This window comes from Gluconobacter sp. OJA (genome assembly GCF_039638325.1).
In the GTDB taxonomy this organism is placed as follows: domain Bacteria; phylum Pseudomonadota; class Alphaproteobacteria; order Acetobacterales; family Acetobacteraceae; genus Gluconobacter; species Gluconobacter cerinus.
In genome coordinates, this window is the sequence record NZ_JBDIWI010000006.1 from 12,791 (window position 1) to 25,925 (window position 13,135).

The window sequence follows — 13,135 nt, forward strand, 5'->3', positions numbered from 1 at the left end:
ACGGATAATGGCAGACATTCTGGAGTTTGGTCAGCTCTGCCGCATTACGCAGGCTACCGAAAGAATGGCACAGGCTGCCGGTAAGTCGGTTCCCCTGGCAGCCTATAATCAGGTCGTAGATCTTCATAACGACCTTGTGCAGCGCTATGACGCCCTCGCAGAAAAACACCGGGTAGCCAATCACGATCTGGATGTAATGGAAAGGAACCGAAACGAGTGGCAGACTTGGGGGCGCGAGACACGCGACCTGTGGCGAGGTCGTGCCGAGAAGGCCGAAGCGCGTGTTGTCGCACTCGAAGCCGAGCTAAAGGCAAAGGGTAACAGGTCTTGACGGTTATTACGTTGAGGCAAGGTGTTGCGGGTATGGCTTTACTCTGTAGCCTGTCAGCCTGCGCTCACGGCAACATCCGTTCGCTCTCGTCTTACAATGTGCCACCACCCCCGACGGTGAAGCAGCCGCTTTACGATCCTTATGCACCCTATGGCTCTGCGCCCGTAACCTGGCGTCCTGCGCTGGCGACCCGCGCCGGCACCATTGTCAAACCTAATGATCCGGTCGATCAGGGTGATCGCCCTGATTATGAAAAGGCCGCCTGGTCGATTGACCGCAAAGCCGCCCAGTCCGGAACGTTCTGAGACGTCCCGGAGACTGGCCTCACCGAGGCCAGAGCAGCCGCCCGTCCGAAAGATACTCCGAGAGTTTTCCGGCGCGTCCCGTCCGGGCCTGCCAGTTTGAGAAACCCTGAATAACAAACTGGCTTCCCAGAACAATCGCACAGGCGAGCGCTTCCACGCAGGACGCGCTGAAAGCGGCACCACCGCTCCACATGAGGATCATCACCCACCAGAGGCTCGCCAGCAGACAGAGCGTGCCATACAGTCGCCCCAGGGTTCGGGTTCGCTTACGGATTGCAGCCATTTGCGGCAACATGCGAGGCTGATCCTCGACCGTCGTCTGATCCACGGCCTGGATTACAGGAACGTCCTGAAAGATCCGAAGACCCTGCTGCGCCGTACGCAGACCCGGCCTCAGCGCAAAGATAAACGGAAAGACGAGCCATAATGCGGCTCGTCCGGCCCACTGCTTCACGGTCGGACGACCGCTCACGCGTGAAGGCTCGCGAGAAACGCATCGAGATCGTCTGGCAGTCCTGCCTCAACATGCGGGGTGCCGGTGCGATCCTTCCACACGAAGGTTGGCGTTCCTCTCAGACCGATCGCATGAGCGGCAGAGAGATTTAGCATCAGGCTGGCGCCCGCCGTGTCGGATGTTGTGTGGCCTGGAACAGCATGGCCAAGGTCATCGATCTGGTTCCAGAGTGCCGCCATGTCATGCTGCTTTGCAGAGAGCATCTGCTGCGCAGCCGGCGTACTGGCGCCCTTGTTCTCATGATCGTTGATCGAGACCGGAACGATCGCGAGTTGTAGCCGTCCGGAAGCAACAGCGGGCTTCAGGGCGGCGTAGGCACGGGTCGAAAACGGGCAGAGCGGATCAATGAACATATAGACGCGGGGTGCCGTGTCCTGCCCCTCAAGCCCGAAGGCAACCGCCTTCATGCGCTCAACAGGATCCACTGCAGGAGGTGCAGACGTCGCTGAGGGCGCCCCCGGCCTTGAGCCCTGACCGGAGCCAGAGGGAGTCCATTGCACGGTCGGGATCGCACCCGGGATCGATGAGACCTGGTCGCGCGTGATATTATGACCGGTCGCATCCCACATGACCCCTCCGATTTCGGCCAGATGGTCGGGCGTCAGGTAAAAGACACGGAACTGCGTCCCGCTCCGGGCAAAGACCGCCTCAAGACCGTGCTCGGATTTCAGCCGATAGAGTTGCGCGCCCTGGCTCGCAAGGCGGGTCAAAGCGGGTGAGGCTGCAATGTCGGCGGCGGGCAGCGCTGGCCCCATCTCCGGCATAACAGGTAGCGGCCGTGAAGGGGGCGGGCCAGCAGCAGCACGGATTGGCTCCGCGGCAGGGCAGGTCGAGGCTCCGAGAGCAACAGCCGGGAGCCCGAGCATCAGCATCGGGATGAAAGAGCGCATGGGTTTGATCCTCCTGCGGACATCATGACGGGCGCCCATGTGAGTGCGATCCGGGCGCGTCAATCAGGGTCGTGTTCGCACTCACATTCGGATTGGTCAGACTATGGGGAGGTACTTTCTAAAGGATTCTACACCATGCGCTTTCGCTTCTGGCTCGCCGTCTGTGTTTCGCTCGCGGCTCTTCCGGTCTCCCAGGCCACAGCACAGCATCTGACGCCGGAGCAGCTGGACAGGCTGTCGCAGGAGCGTCAGTCGGAACTCGGTTCCCGCAACTGGGGCCCGCCCCCGACAGTCACCCAGGCGCCACAGACGCTGCACGCCACGCCGGTTCCCGTGACCTGTCGCAGTCCCGCCCACGACTTCGAGCCGCTTTTTGCCGAGCCGCGTCGTGGTGCGGTCCATGTTGGAACAGCCGCTCCGCAGACCGCGGTGACGGACACGGTCTTTCAGGGCTGGCGGCAGGTTCTGCGCTCGGGAACGACATTTGCCTGGATTCCGGAGGCCGATGTCGTGGCCTATCGTCCGCTCGTGGACGGTGCGTCCCGAAACTGCGTTGTCACGGGTGAGAACGCGGCTGGCATGGTCCTGTTCGATTATCCGGCCAAGTAAGTGAACGCCGCACGCCCCTTACTTCTCCTGGCAGTCGCAACTGCGGGCACCGTCAGTCTGGCTCGCGGGGCGGTTCCTGAGCAGATCGTCCCAGTCAATCCGGAACCTGGATCGCCCGTCTTCACACGGCCATCGTCCTCTACGACGACTGGCGGACCCACCGCCACATCCTCGTATCAGGGCGCATGGGGTACGGCGGACGCCTCTGCAACACTGATGGCCCAGACCTATGGGGCGGACGCGGTGGCTGCGGCGCAGGCGGCCGGGATTAATCCGGACACGCTGGCCGCGTTCGGGCAGATCGAGAGCCATTTCCAGAATGTCGGGAATACGTCCTCGAGCGCACAGGGGGTGTGGCAGGTCACAGACGGCACCTGGAACCAGTATGCCTCGAGACTTGGGCTGAGTACGGCAGACCGCTCCGATCCCGTCGCCCAGGCGAAAGTCGCGAGCGCCATCATCAGCGACTATGCCTCTACGGTGAGTCGGGCAACGGGGGCGCCTGCGACAGGGACACAGGTGTATGGGGCGTACATGTTCGGCACCAAAGCCGGATCGGCCATTGCGACGGCTTCGAATCCCAACGCGCCTCTCAGCCAGTTCGTGTCGGCCAAGGCTCTGGCAGCCAACAATATGAGCGGCTGGACGGTGGCTCAGTACCAGCAGACGGTGGCCAGCCGCATGGGCAGCGGGGCTTCGGAGGCGGTGACGAGTTGAAAAGAGCGCGCCAAAATGGACACACTAAACGTCCGTTTTTACTCAGTTTTTTCGCCGTCACAGCGCTTTCGAGGTTGTTCCAGCGCCCGAACGGAGGCACGATGCCCGGATGTCTGGAGACGTCCCTGTGGGCGGCGCCAGCGAGTCGATCCAGAGGACCCCCGATGACGTAGCGCCCACAAACCAAAAACCCCGCCTCCTCCGATTTGGCGATCGGAAGAGCCAGGGCTCCAGGCAAAACACGCGTTAGGTGATGAAAAATCGTTAAAATCATCTAGCGTCAGCTCTTTTCGAAACGCAAGCACTAAATTGCGAACGGGAGCGTTTTGTCTGGTGTCCGGCCGTGAGGTGGTCCCTTCACCCCCAGACCGGACCGATCAATGGAGCATTCTGCACAGACGCAGAGGGCGCAGGCCCCGTGCACGCGGCGCGGCCGACGCCGGATCAGTGAGGCCATGCTGGCCGCACGCGACGAACTGACCACCCCCGTCCCGGCCGAGCCCGGCAAGCGGGATATGCTGAACATGCTGAAATCCCTGCGGGGTGCACTTCCCGTCAGCCGGGGAGCGGCCTCGACGCTGATCATCATGGTGGAGAAGACCTCTCCGGACGCCTGGACGGCGCTTGAGACGCCCTTCATCTACGCGCACAACACCACGCTCATGGCCTGGACAGGACTGTCGCGCAGTACGCTGCAGCGACACATCCGGGAGCTGGCGGAAGCGCGGCTTCTGGTGCCGCAGGACGGACGCAACGGACAGCGCGGCCGACGGTGGCAGGCGGAGGAGGGGCAGACACAGGTTGGCTTCAATCTGGCGTCCCTGCGCTATCGCTGGCCGGATCTGCTGGCCCTGAGCGCGGAACAGCGGCGACTGCGTCAGCGCGTGTCCTTCCTGCGCGACAGCATTGCCAGCCTGAACGACACGGTCCGGGCACAGGCAGAGGACCTCGGGCTTCAGAATATCATGGAGCAGGCAGTGGGGATTATGCGCAGCCGTCTGAGGACGGCTCAGCCCGGCACTCTGGAGGGGTTGTACCGGGAGATGCTGGCCCTTTCTGCCGCTCTGGCCGGGCAGTATGCCGAGCTTGGAACCGGCCGGGATGATCCGCCTGTGGAAAACGCTGCTTTTTCAACGTCGTATCCAGCAGAAATGAGGCCCATGGGTCCTCAAAACGGGGCCCACTATACAGATACTAAAAACATTCAATCCTCTAAAAAAGTAGATCACGTAGCCGCCAATGGCGGCATTCGCATTGAAGAAATGCGGTGTGAAGGGCAAAGCTCCAGGTCCGACCGTTCGAGCGTGTATGACCGCACAGCGCTGCGCGGATTCAAGGGGACAGCGACGTTCTATCTCGAGATTTGCAGCAGTCTGCGGGATCTCTGTTCCTCCGGTCGGCCGACTGCCGAGCAGTTGATCGAGGCGGCCGAGTATCTGTCGGGGCAGGTGGGTGTGTCCTGTCATGCCTGGTCCCAGGCCTGCGTCGTCCTAGGGAGACTGCAGGCGGCCGTCGCCGTGATCGTCATGGCGTCACGACTGGAGCGGGGCGCTGTCATCCGGTTCCGGGACGCCTATTTCCGCTCCCTGATCGAGCGGGGCGCACGAAACACCCTGTTCCTTGATCGCAGCCTGTATGCATTGCGGGACCATCGCACCCGGGAAGTGGGGATGCTCGCCGAGGCCGGTGTCTCAATGGCCGCAGTAAGCGTGCAGGGACCGAAAACGCGAGCGAGCTGGATCTGACAGGATGATGTTTGAAAAGCCCGTTCTTCTGCGACTGCTGGATCGTCTCGGCGCACTCGCCACCCTGCTTCTGCCGCTGTTTCTGGTGCATTGGCGCGGTATCGCCGAGGGCTGTCTGGATGGGCTGGCGGTCGGATTTCTGGTTCGGAGCGCCTTGACCCGCGATTGGTCCTGGTGTCGGCAGGGCTTCGTCTGGCCGACCCTTGTCTGGTGGGGGTGGCTGGTTCTCTGCTCCCTGCCACGGCAGATGCCAGTTCCGGCCGAGGCGACGGCCAGCCTCACCCAGGCGCTGCTGGCCATCCGGTTTCCGCTGGCGGCGTTCGCTCTGGCGTTCTGGACGTTGCAGGAATCTTGGACCCGGACATGGTGTCGCCGTCTGGTTATCGCCTGCGTGCTGTATCTCGGGGGGCAGATGCTGCTTCAGGCGGTGACGGGCCATAACCTGTTTGGCAATCCGCGTTTTGGGGATGGGACACTCACTGGCCCCTACGACAAGCCGCGTGTGTCTGCGCCTTTTGCACTGCTGGGTCTGCCGGCTGCCCTGTTTGTTGGGGCGCTGTTGGGGGAACGGGTGAGACGGTCCTGGCAAAAAGCGCTTCTGACGGGTGCGGCTCTTCTGCCGGTTCTCGGTTTGCTCGTGCTGGCTGGCCAGCGGATGTCTCTGGCGACATTTCTTCTCGGCACAGACGTCTGTGCCCTGGTGCTCCCGTCACTGCGGCGTCCTTCGCTCGCACTTCTGGTCGCCAGTCCGGCTCTCATTGGACTGCTGGCGTTCGTGTCTCCGGAGGCTTTCGGGCATCTGGTGACAAAGACCCAGACGCAGCTTCTCCACTTCGCCAGTTCTCCGTATGGGCAGATCTACAACCGGGCGGCCGTGATGATCGAAGCACACCCGGTTATGGGATTAGGGGACGATGCATTCCGGCATTATTGTCGATCTGAAGCGTTTCTGAGGCCCGGTCCGAGCCATCTGCAACCGGATGGAGGAGGGGTGTCTGTGTGTGTTCAGCACACCCATAGTCATGTGCTCGAAGCCGCCACCAACAGCGGGCTTCCAGGAGCCGCTCTGTTTGTTGCGATGATCGGAAGCTGGTGGCTTGTTCTGGGACGAACTGCCAGGAGGCAGGTTGGGCTTTCCGCAGAGGAGATTGGCTGGCGTGTCGGTCTCTTCGGGGCCGCTGTCCTGCATGAGTGGCCTCTGTCGTCGCAGAGCGCTTTCCTGAACATGCCGCTTGGCGGGATTTCTTTTCTGCTTCTGGGGGCAGGGCTGGCGGAAGCCGTCAGGGATCTGAAGGCGGATCGCCCTGACGACGGAGAGACTGCTCGCGGCGCTTTAACTCTTTCTCAACGGCCTCCCGGATAAACTGCGCCATACCCCTGTCGCCCACAAGCGCGATAATACGATCGCGCTCCTCAGGACTCAGGCGAACGGAGGTCATTTTGAAGTTGAGTGGCGGTCTTCCCATACGCCTCCGCTACACGGCTCATGCTGCGCCTGTCAAACATAAATAAAAGATATCGTCTATTGACGGATAAACGATATCGTTTAATATGATTTGTAACGCAACATACTGTGTCCCTGTCGGTCAGGCGGGGACCGTTATCGACAGGTCCGTCATGACACTGAAAGCCATTTCAAAAACACTTTTCTCCAGCTCTGCCCTTCTGCTTCTGGCGGCCTGCAGCAGCGGGATGCCCGCGCCTGAGCCAGTGCTGCTCAGTCAGTTCAACCAGAACACGGACCGTTTCGGCGTCGTCAGCACGGTCGGTAAGGCGGAAGGCACGATCCAGAAGAACGGTCGCTCCTGCGATATCTACAAGATCTACACCACCGGCCTGACAGCTGGCGGCCGCGCGGCCATGAAGGCGGGTGAAGTTGTCACCAGCGTGGCAACACTTGGTCTGGCGCAGGTGATCTGGGCACCAGTGAAGGCTGGAACCCGTCCGCAGCTCCATACGGTACTGTTCTGTTTTGGCAGTAATGACAAGCTTGTCGACATCTATGACAAGGATCCGACGGATTCCACCGGACCCGATCATCTGATCATTAATCGCACGGCTTACATCACGCCGGTTATCGCGGCACCAGCCGCACTGTCTCTACAGGCAGAGGTGACAGCACAGCCTGGTCAGCCTGTGAGCGTCACACCGGTGGCTGTTACGTCCGCGCCTGTGGAAGCTACTGCACCAGCTCCAGGTGCCCCGACCACAACGGCCGATGGTGCACCAATCATCTACGAAAAGGCCGTTGCGCCGAAGGCGGCGGAAGCAGCCGGTGCGATCAGCCTGGATAACATGGCGCAGGAAGCGACGACCGGGTTGCAGCAGGTTCAGACAGGCAAGGCCAAGGTTCAGGCGGGTGCAACGGCGGACGATCTGAACTCGATCAGCTCGCAGAAGGCTGTCGCCGCCAATCAGGCAGTGCTGTCCGGCAACGCGAAGTAAGCATTTCAAGCCCGTGGTGATCCATGGTGATGATGCGCACGTTGGGAAACGCGTGTTTCCCAACACAAAGTCTAACTGATGTCGTGCAGCGAACAGGGAATACAGCCGTGAATAATACGGAGACAGAGGCGCAGCGTGCGTTGGAGATCACTGTATATGGTGTGGTGCTCCACGTTCTTCTTGATAACGTGGATGCCGTCATGGAGGCTGAGCCTGACGACGATATGCCAGAGAATTTGTTAGCTCTGCTGTCTCTTCGGAACCAGCCATTCATGATTCATGCGGTGCTGGACAATTATATCCTTAGCAAGCTCGGGAAAGAGTTTGGCGCGCCCGTCAGCGCGAACGAGGTGCTCTCGATCGCAGAAGAGAATGATCCATATTTTGGCACATTACTTGCTGCCGCTGCCGGTTCAGACATCATCACGCATCCTGATCCGTCCGCTACACCCTACTCGAACGCTCGGGTCTCAGTCGTAGAGCTTGAAGCGTCAGCAACTCGCCAATGAATGTCGAAAACCGGTTGGAGGACGAGGTATGACTGATCAGGCGATCCTCACGGCTCCCGATGAGGCATCACTCAAGGCCCAGTATATCTTGGCGTTAGAGCGCTTCGTCGACGATACGAATGCGATCCACAAGGCGGTAGAGGCAGACTTGTGCTGGTTTCCGGATATGCTTGCCCTTGCTGAGCGGGCCAGAGTGATTGCCGAGGACCTGGAGAGAAAACAGACTGATTCCTTCGACCCATGCGATTTCGGAAATTACCCTGTTTGAGGGCCGGCATAGAGGGTAAAGCCTGTGGATTTATGGACAGCCGTTTCACGGCCGCTCGCGTCCTGATAGACAGCCCTTCCGGCTGACCACAGGCGTGGCTCTGCCCACAAGTCCACAGGTTCAACACCAACAAAAGTCCCTCCTATTTTCTAAACAAAATCGCTCGATGCAATTCTCTGCACTGCCCTTTGCGTTCGCCAGGATCGAGAGAGACCTACCGCTCTCAATTCTTGATCTTCAAAGGAAAACGGCATATACAATATGGCATATACAAGTAGGAGGCAGCCATGCCGGTCCCAGAAATTCCCCCGCGCTCAAGGGAAGTAAAACTCTTCCGGAATAATCGCAGCCAGGCAGTCCGTATTCCTGTCGAATTTGAACTGCCGGGAGACCGCGCGCTTATCCGACGCGATGGGGAAAGACTGGTGATTGAGCCCGTCAAAGTTCCATCTTCGCTGAGCGAACTCCTCGCCGCATGGCGAGAAGAGCCCCCTCTGGCACCCGACGACGACTTCCCCGAAGTTCCTGACGTAGCTGCCAAACCAGAAGATATCCTGTGAGCGCTTATCTTCTTGATACAAATATTATCAGCGATCTTGTCCGCAATCCCTCTGGGTTGGCTGCGCGGCGCCTCGAACAGATTGATCCAGGCGATCTGTGTACCAGCATTATTGTAGCGGCGGAGCTGCGATATGGGTGTGCGAAGAAAGGCTCTTCGAAACTCCTGGCCCGCGTTGAAAGCGTGCTGGCTTTTGTACCGGTCTTACCACTCGATATACCGGCTGACGGCGAATATGGAGGCATCCGGGCAGACCTTGAAGCAGCGGGACAGACAATCGGCATGAATGATCTGCTGATCGCGGCTCACGCATACACTCTCAAAGTCACTTTGGTAACGAACAATGTTCGCGAGTTCAGCCGCATCAGAGGGCTGAAGGTCGAGAACTGGTTGGAGCACACGGTATGACGAACACGGACGCGACCTCGGTGCCGCCAACCTTGATTCCTGCCTTGAAAAGACTCACGAGACAGGCAGAGGAAAATGCGGTCGGGTCTGAGGAGTTTGAGAATGCTTCGGTGGGTGAGGTTGCAGACGCGCGTGTCGTTGCCGAAGGACTTGCAAAGATCGGGATCGAAGTTAGTCCAAAAGTCGCATATCAGGTCTGGTCATTGGTATCCGAAAATTACCAAGCGGGGTGGTTAGACGGGCCGCGGAACGTAGAGGACGCATCCCAAGCAGTTCTGGGTCTATGTCGAGACATAGCGGACGGAGCCGATTATGCAGGCTTTTCGGGTAAGGGACAATGAGAGAGGCTTTCATTAGAGGTGTCTTAGGCATAGACTTGTTCGCGCTCGCCTATTATTTTGGCGCGCTGGACTCGATCATCGCTACATGGACGCCGATAAGCCATTCAGGTGCCGGTGCGCAGCTTGACTGGAACTGATGATGAACGATGCGGCCGACGCAATAGATGTCGGAGATCAACCTAATCATAAAGCCTGTGGATTTATGGACAGCCGTTCTACGGCCGCTCGCGTCCTGCTGGACAGCCCGTCAGGCTGACCACAGGCGCGGCTCTGCCCACAACGCCACAGGTTCAACACCAACAACAATGTCGTCATTCTTAAAATAAAATCGGCCGATCCGGTGTTGTCCCCTACCGAAAGTCCCGTGCCTTCAGCAGCTCCGATCCCTGAAGCAATGGCGTTCGGTCTTCCAGACTGAGCACAACAACATGGATCACATCGCCTTCCTTCTGAAGCCTGCCCTTGCAGGCCAGAAGACGGGACGCGAGAAGAGGACGGCGATATTTCTCCTGCACGTCCTTCCAGACAATCAGATTGGCTGTGCCCGTTTCGTCCTCGATCGTCACGAACATGGTACCGTTCGCCGTCCCTGGCCGCTGCCGCATCAGCACAAGACCCGTGAGCTGGATCCGACGCCCATCCCGCAGGTACGGCAAATCTCCACAGCGCACGATCCCCTCTTTTCGTAAGCCCTCTCGGAGAAACGCGACGGGATGCCCGTTCAGACTAAGTCCTGTCGCCCGGTAATCCTCATGCACTGACGCCCGCTCTGACATCAGTGGCAAGGTAATCTCCGGCTCGATCACTTCCGGTAGCGGAAAGTTCCGGCCCCGGTCCGCCGCCTCAAACAACGGCAGGGCCGTATCGGCGAGACCCTTGATCGACCAGAGTGCGGCGCGGCGCATCTGTCCAAACACCCGGAAGGCGTCCGCTTCCGCCAGACATTCCAGGGCCGAGACCGGCACATCCGCACGCCGCCACACATCGTCAATACTCTCATAATCCGGCATCCTCGCGGCGATCAGGGCAGCACCGTGCCCGTTTGCAAGCCCGCGCACCATACGAAAGCCCATCCTTACGGCTTTACGTAAAGACGTACCGCTACGTTCCAGGGTGCAATCCCATCGTGAGGCATTGATACAGATAGGCCGGACCTCGACGCCATGGCGTTGTGCGTCCTGAACAATCTGCGAGGGCGCATAAAACCCCATGGGCTGACTGTTCAGCAGGGCGGCACAGAACACATCCGGGTGGTGATGTTTCATCCAGGCGGACGCATAGGCGATCAGGGCAAACGACGCGGCGTGACTTTCGGGAAAGCCATAGCTGCCAAAACCTTCGAGCTGCGCGAAGGTCTGCTCGGCAAACTCCTGCTCATAGCCGTTGGCCAGCATCCCGTTCACCAGCTTGTCGCGGAACGGCGAGACCCCGCCCGTCAATTTGAACGTCGCCATCGCACGGCGGAGCTGGTCCGCCTCGCCTGGTGTAAAGCCTGCACAATGGATGGCCACCTGCATTGCCTGCTCCTGGAACAGTGGCACGCCCAAAGTTTTCCCGAGGATCCCGCGCAGGGTCTTGGACGGGTATGTGACAGGCTCCAATTTCTCTCGTCTGCGGAGATAGGGATGGACCATGTCGCCCTGGATTGGCCCCGGCCGGACAATCGCCACTTGAATCACCAGATCATAAAAGGTCCGGGGCTTCATGCGCGGCAGCATGGACATCTGCGCCCGGCTTTCGATCTGGAATGTCCCGAGCGTGTCGGCTTTCTGGATCATGCGATAGGTCTGCGGATCCTCGGCCGGGATCGAAGCGAGATCCATGCGGGTCTGATACACGGTGTGCAGCAATTCGAACCCGCGACGCAGACAGCCCAGCATTCCGAGCCCTAAGACATCGACCTTCATGAAACGCAGTACGTCAATGTCGTCCTTGTCCCAGACAATAATCTGCCGTCCGTCCATGGCCGTCGGCATCAGAGGCACGAGTTCGTCCAGGCGATCCTCGGTCAGCACAAATCCGCCCGGATGCGTCCCAAGCTGACGCGGGAAGCCGAGAAGCTGGCGGGCAAGATGAAACGTCAGGCTGAGGCGTCTGTCCTTCAGGTTCAGGCCAAGGTCGGCAGCGCGCGTCTTGCACAGATCCGGATCCGGCAGGGACGAGGCAATATGTTTGGAAAGCTGGCCGGTCAGGTCCTCCGGCAGGCCCAGCACCTTGCCGACCTCGCGCAACGCCCCTTTGGGTTGATAGCGCTGCACGGTGGCACACAGGGCCGCGCGGTGGCGGCCATAGTGCCGGTAAATCCACTGGATGACTTCTTCGCGGCGGTCACTCTCGAAATCCACGTCGATGTCGGGCGGTTCCTGCCGTTCGGCCGAGATAAACCGCTCGAACAGCAGGCCCGAGCGAACCGGATCAATACTCGTGATGCCCAAAACATAGCAGACGGCCGAGTTCGCGGCAGATCCCCGTCCCTGACAGACAATCCCAAGCGAGCGGGCATGACGCACGATCGTGTTTACGGTCAGGAAGTACGGTGCGTAGGACAGAGAGCCGATCAGCCTCAGCTCGTGGGCAATCTGCGTCTCGACGTCAGGTGGCGCCCCGGCCGGGTAACGACGGGGCAGTGCGGTCTGGACCAGACGTGTCAGTGTGTCCTGCGCGCTTTCGCCCGCCCGCTCGGTTTCGGTCGGGTACTGATAGGTCAGGTTATCGAGACTGAACGTGCAGGCCTCGGCAATTCGCCGTGTGTTGGCCACGGCGTCCGGAAAAGCGGCGAAGAGGCGTGCCTGCTCTTCCGGGGCTTTCAGATGGCGATCGGCGTGGACGTGACGGCGGTGGCCGAGAGCATCGACCGTGCAGCCTTCTCGGATCGCCGTGACGACGTCCTGAAGAACGTGCCGGCGCGCATCGTGGTAAAGAACATCTCCCGTCGCCACGCAGGCCAGACCGCGCGATGTGCAGAAGGCGACAATCGCATGAAGACGCGCCAGATCCCCGGGCTGCCGTAGCAGCGTCAGCGCGAGAAACCGGCTCTCTTCTTCGGCTGCCCTTTGTCCGGGCAGATCCAGCAGGCTCTGAACGTGCTCCGGGAGTGTCGCCAGATCCTCGGGCGGCAACAGGATCAGGAGGAGGTCTGGTGCTGCTGCGACGAGATCCTCCCACCCCAGAAGAAACACGTCCCGCTCGCCCCGGTGATGACCAAGCGTCAGAAGCTGACACAGACCCGCCCAGCCGGCACGATTGCGGGGGTAGGCCAGGAGCGCGCTGCCATCGCGCAAAGCCAGACGGCATCCGGGCAAAAGGCGCAGACCGGCCTCGCGCGCTGCCAGATGGGCGCGGATCGCTCCAGCTACAGTGTTCCAGTCGGTCAGACCGATCGTGTCATAGCCCAGGGCTTTCGCCTGGAACATCAGCTCATCCGGCTGGCTGCCCGAGCGCAGGAACGAAAACGAGGACGTCACCTGCAATTCGACGTAAGGCGCGCTCATGGC

15 protein-coding genes are annotated in these 13,135 nt (G+C 60.2%); 12 read left to right on the forward strand and 3 right to left on the reverse strand.

Annotated features, from left to right (window positions below; translation table 11 throughout):
* The first annotated feature begins 7 nt into the window (after positions 1-7).
* Together ABDK75_RS16710 and ABDK75_RS16715 are read left to right on the forward strand one after the other, a co-directional pair.
* On the forward strand, positions 8-331 hold the full coding sequence (locus tag ABDK75_RS16710) for a hypothetical protein (RefSeq protein WP_346006488.1): 324 nt from the start codon (positions 8-10) through the stop codon (positions 329-331).
* Entirely contained in the window at positions 328-636 is a 309-nt protein-coding gene (locus tag ABDK75_RS16715; RefSeq protein ID WP_062106735.1) for a hypothetical protein, read from the forward strand. Before ABDK75_RS16710 ends, ABDK75_RS16715 begins: the two co-directional genes overlap by 4 nt.
* 19 nt (positions 637-655) lie before the next feature.
* On the opposite strand, the gene ABDK75_RS16720 is transcribed toward ABDK75_RS16715, so the two are convergent.
* Together ABDK75_RS16720 and ABDK75_RS16725 are read right to left on the reverse strand one after the other, a co-directional pair.
* Positions 656-1,108, reverse strand: a complete 453-nt coding sequence (locus tag ABDK75_RS16720) for a hypothetical protein (protein ID WP_346006489.1) — start codon at positions 1,106-1,108, stop codon at positions 656-658.
* A complete protein-coding gene (locus tag ABDK75_RS16725; RefSeq protein WP_346006490.1) occupies positions 1,105-2,040 on the reverse strand; it encodes a DsbC family protein in 936 nt (311 codons plus the stop codon). The genes ABDK75_RS16720 and ABDK75_RS16725 overlap by 4 nt, the downstream gene beginning before the upstream one ends.
* A gap of 135 nt (positions 2,041-2,175) precedes the next feature.
* On the opposite strand from ABDK75_RS16725, the gene ABDK75_RS16730 reads away from it, so the two are divergent.
* The 10 genes from ABDK75_RS16730 to ABDK75_RS16775 all read left to right on the forward strand — a co-directional run bounded on the left by ABDK75_RS16730 (position 2,176) and on the right by ABDK75_RS16775 (position 9,641).
* The gene (locus ABDK75_RS16730; RefSeq protein WP_346006491.1) at positions 2,176-2,649 is read left to right on the forward strand and encodes a hypothetical protein; all 474 of its coding nucleotides are present in this window, start codon (positions 2,176-2,178) and stop codon (positions 2,647-2,649) included.
* On the forward strand, positions 2,650-3,366 hold the full coding sequence (locus ABDK75_RS16735) for a transglycosylase SLT domain-containing protein (protein ID WP_346006492.1): 717 nt from the start codon (positions 2,650-2,652) through the stop codon (positions 3,364-3,366).
* A gap of 380 nt (positions 3,367-3,746) precedes the next feature.
* Positions 3,747-5,111, forward strand: coding sequence for a replication initiation protein RepC (gene repC / locus ABDK75_RS16740; protein ID WP_346006493.1), 1,365 nt, complete (start codon positions 3,747-3,749; stop codon positions 5,109-5,111).
* A gap of 4 nt (positions 5,112-5,115) precedes the next feature.
* Positions 5,116-6,474 carry an O-antigen ligase family protein gene (locus tag ABDK75_RS16745; RefSeq protein ID WP_346006494.1) on the forward strand — a complete coding sequence of 453 codons (1,359 nt, stop codon included), beginning with the start codon at positions 5,116-5,118 and terminating at the stop codon, positions 6,472-6,474.
* Positions 6,475-6,728: 254 nt separating this feature from the next.
* The gene (locus ABDK75_RS16750; RefSeq protein ID WP_346006495.1) at positions 6,729-7,556 is read left to right on the forward strand and encodes a hypothetical protein; all 828 of its coding nucleotides are present in this window, start codon (positions 6,729-6,731) and stop codon (positions 7,554-7,556) included.
* Positions 7,557-7,663: 107 nt separating this feature from the next.
* Entirely contained in the window at positions 7,664-8,065 is a 402-nt protein-coding gene (locus ABDK75_RS16755; protein WP_062106723.1) for a hypothetical protein, read from the forward strand.
* A gap of 28 nt (positions 8,066-8,093) precedes the next feature.
* Positions 8,094-8,333: a hypothetical protein gene (locus tag ABDK75_RS16760; RefSeq protein WP_062106721.1), complete on the forward strand. Its 240-nt coding sequence runs from the start codon at positions 8,094-8,096 to the stop codon at positions 8,331-8,333.
* A gap of 287 nt (positions 8,334-8,620) precedes the next feature.
* On the forward strand, positions 8,621-8,893 hold the full coding sequence (locus tag ABDK75_RS16765; protein ID WP_346006496.1) for an AbrB/MazE/SpoVT family DNA-binding domain-containing protein: 273 nt from the start codon (positions 8,621-8,623) through the stop codon (positions 8,891-8,893).
* Positions 8,890-9,300, forward strand: coding sequence for a type II toxin-antitoxin system VapC family toxin (locus ABDK75_RS16770; protein WP_062106717.1), 411 nt, complete (start codon positions 8,890-8,892; stop codon positions 9,298-9,300). Before ABDK75_RS16765 ends, ABDK75_RS16770 begins: the two co-directional genes overlap by 4 nt.
* Positions 9,297-9,641: a hypothetical protein gene (locus ABDK75_RS16775; RefSeq protein WP_346006497.1), complete on the forward strand. Its 345-nt coding sequence runs from the start codon at positions 9,297-9,299 to the stop codon at positions 9,639-9,641. The genes ABDK75_RS16770 and ABDK75_RS16775 overlap by 4 nt, the downstream gene beginning before the upstream one ends.
* A 350-nt stretch (positions 9,642-9,991) precedes the next feature.
* Here ABDK75_RS16775 and ABDK75_RS16780 read toward each other — a convergent pair whose 3' ends face one another.
* Positions 9,992-13,132 (reverse strand): error-prone DNA polymerase, encoded by a 3,141-nt coding sequence (locus ABDK75_RS16780; RefSeq protein ID WP_346006498.1) that lies wholly within the window; start codon positions 13,130-13,132, stop codon positions 9,992-9,994.
* Between the last annotated feature and the right edge of the window lie 3 nt (positions 13,133-13,135).

Excerpts from the sequence above, each read along its gene's own strand:
- ABDK75_RS16765 (WP_346006496.1), top strand. The coding sequence starts at position 8,621 with ATGCCGGTCCCAGAAATTCCCCCGCGCTCAAGGGAAGTAAAACTCTTC.
- ABDK75_RS16780 (WP_346006498.1), bottom strand. The coding sequence starts at position 13,132 with ATGAGCGCGCCTTACGTCGAATTGCAGGTGACGTCCTCGTTTTCGTTC.
- ABDK75_RS16760 (WP_062106721.1), top strand. The coding sequence starts at position 8,094 with ATGACTGATCAGGCGATCCTCACGGCTCCCGATGAGGCATCACTCAAG.
- repC (WP_346006493.1), top strand. The coding sequence starts at position 3,747 with ATGGAGCATTCTGCACAGACGCAGAGGGCGCAGGCCCCGTGCACGCGG.
- ABDK75_RS16710 (WP_346006488.1), top strand. The coding sequence starts at position 8 with ATGGCAGACATTCTGGAGTTTGGTCAGCTCTGCCGCATTACGCAGGCT.
- ABDK75_RS16725 (WP_346006490.1), bottom strand. The coding sequence starts at position 2,040 with ATGCGCTCTTTCATCCCGATGCTGATGCTCGGGCTCCCGGCTGTTGCT.
- ABDK75_RS16730 (WP_346006491.1), top strand. The coding sequence starts at position 2,176 with ATGCGCTTTCGCTTCTGGCTCGCCGTCTGTGTTTCGCTCGCGGCTCTT.
- ABDK75_RS16775 (WP_346006497.1), top strand. The coding sequence starts at position 9,297 with ATGACGAACACGGACGCGACCTCGGTGCCGCCAACCTTGATTCCTGCC.
- ABDK75_RS16750 (WP_346006495.1), top strand. The coding sequence starts at position 6,729 with ATGACACTGAAAGCCATTTCAAAAACACTTTTCTCCAGCTCTGCCCTT.
- ABDK75_RS16745 (WP_346006494.1), top strand. The coding sequence starts at position 5,116 with ATGATGTTTGAAAAGCCCGTTCTTCTGCGACTGCTGGATCGTCTCGGC.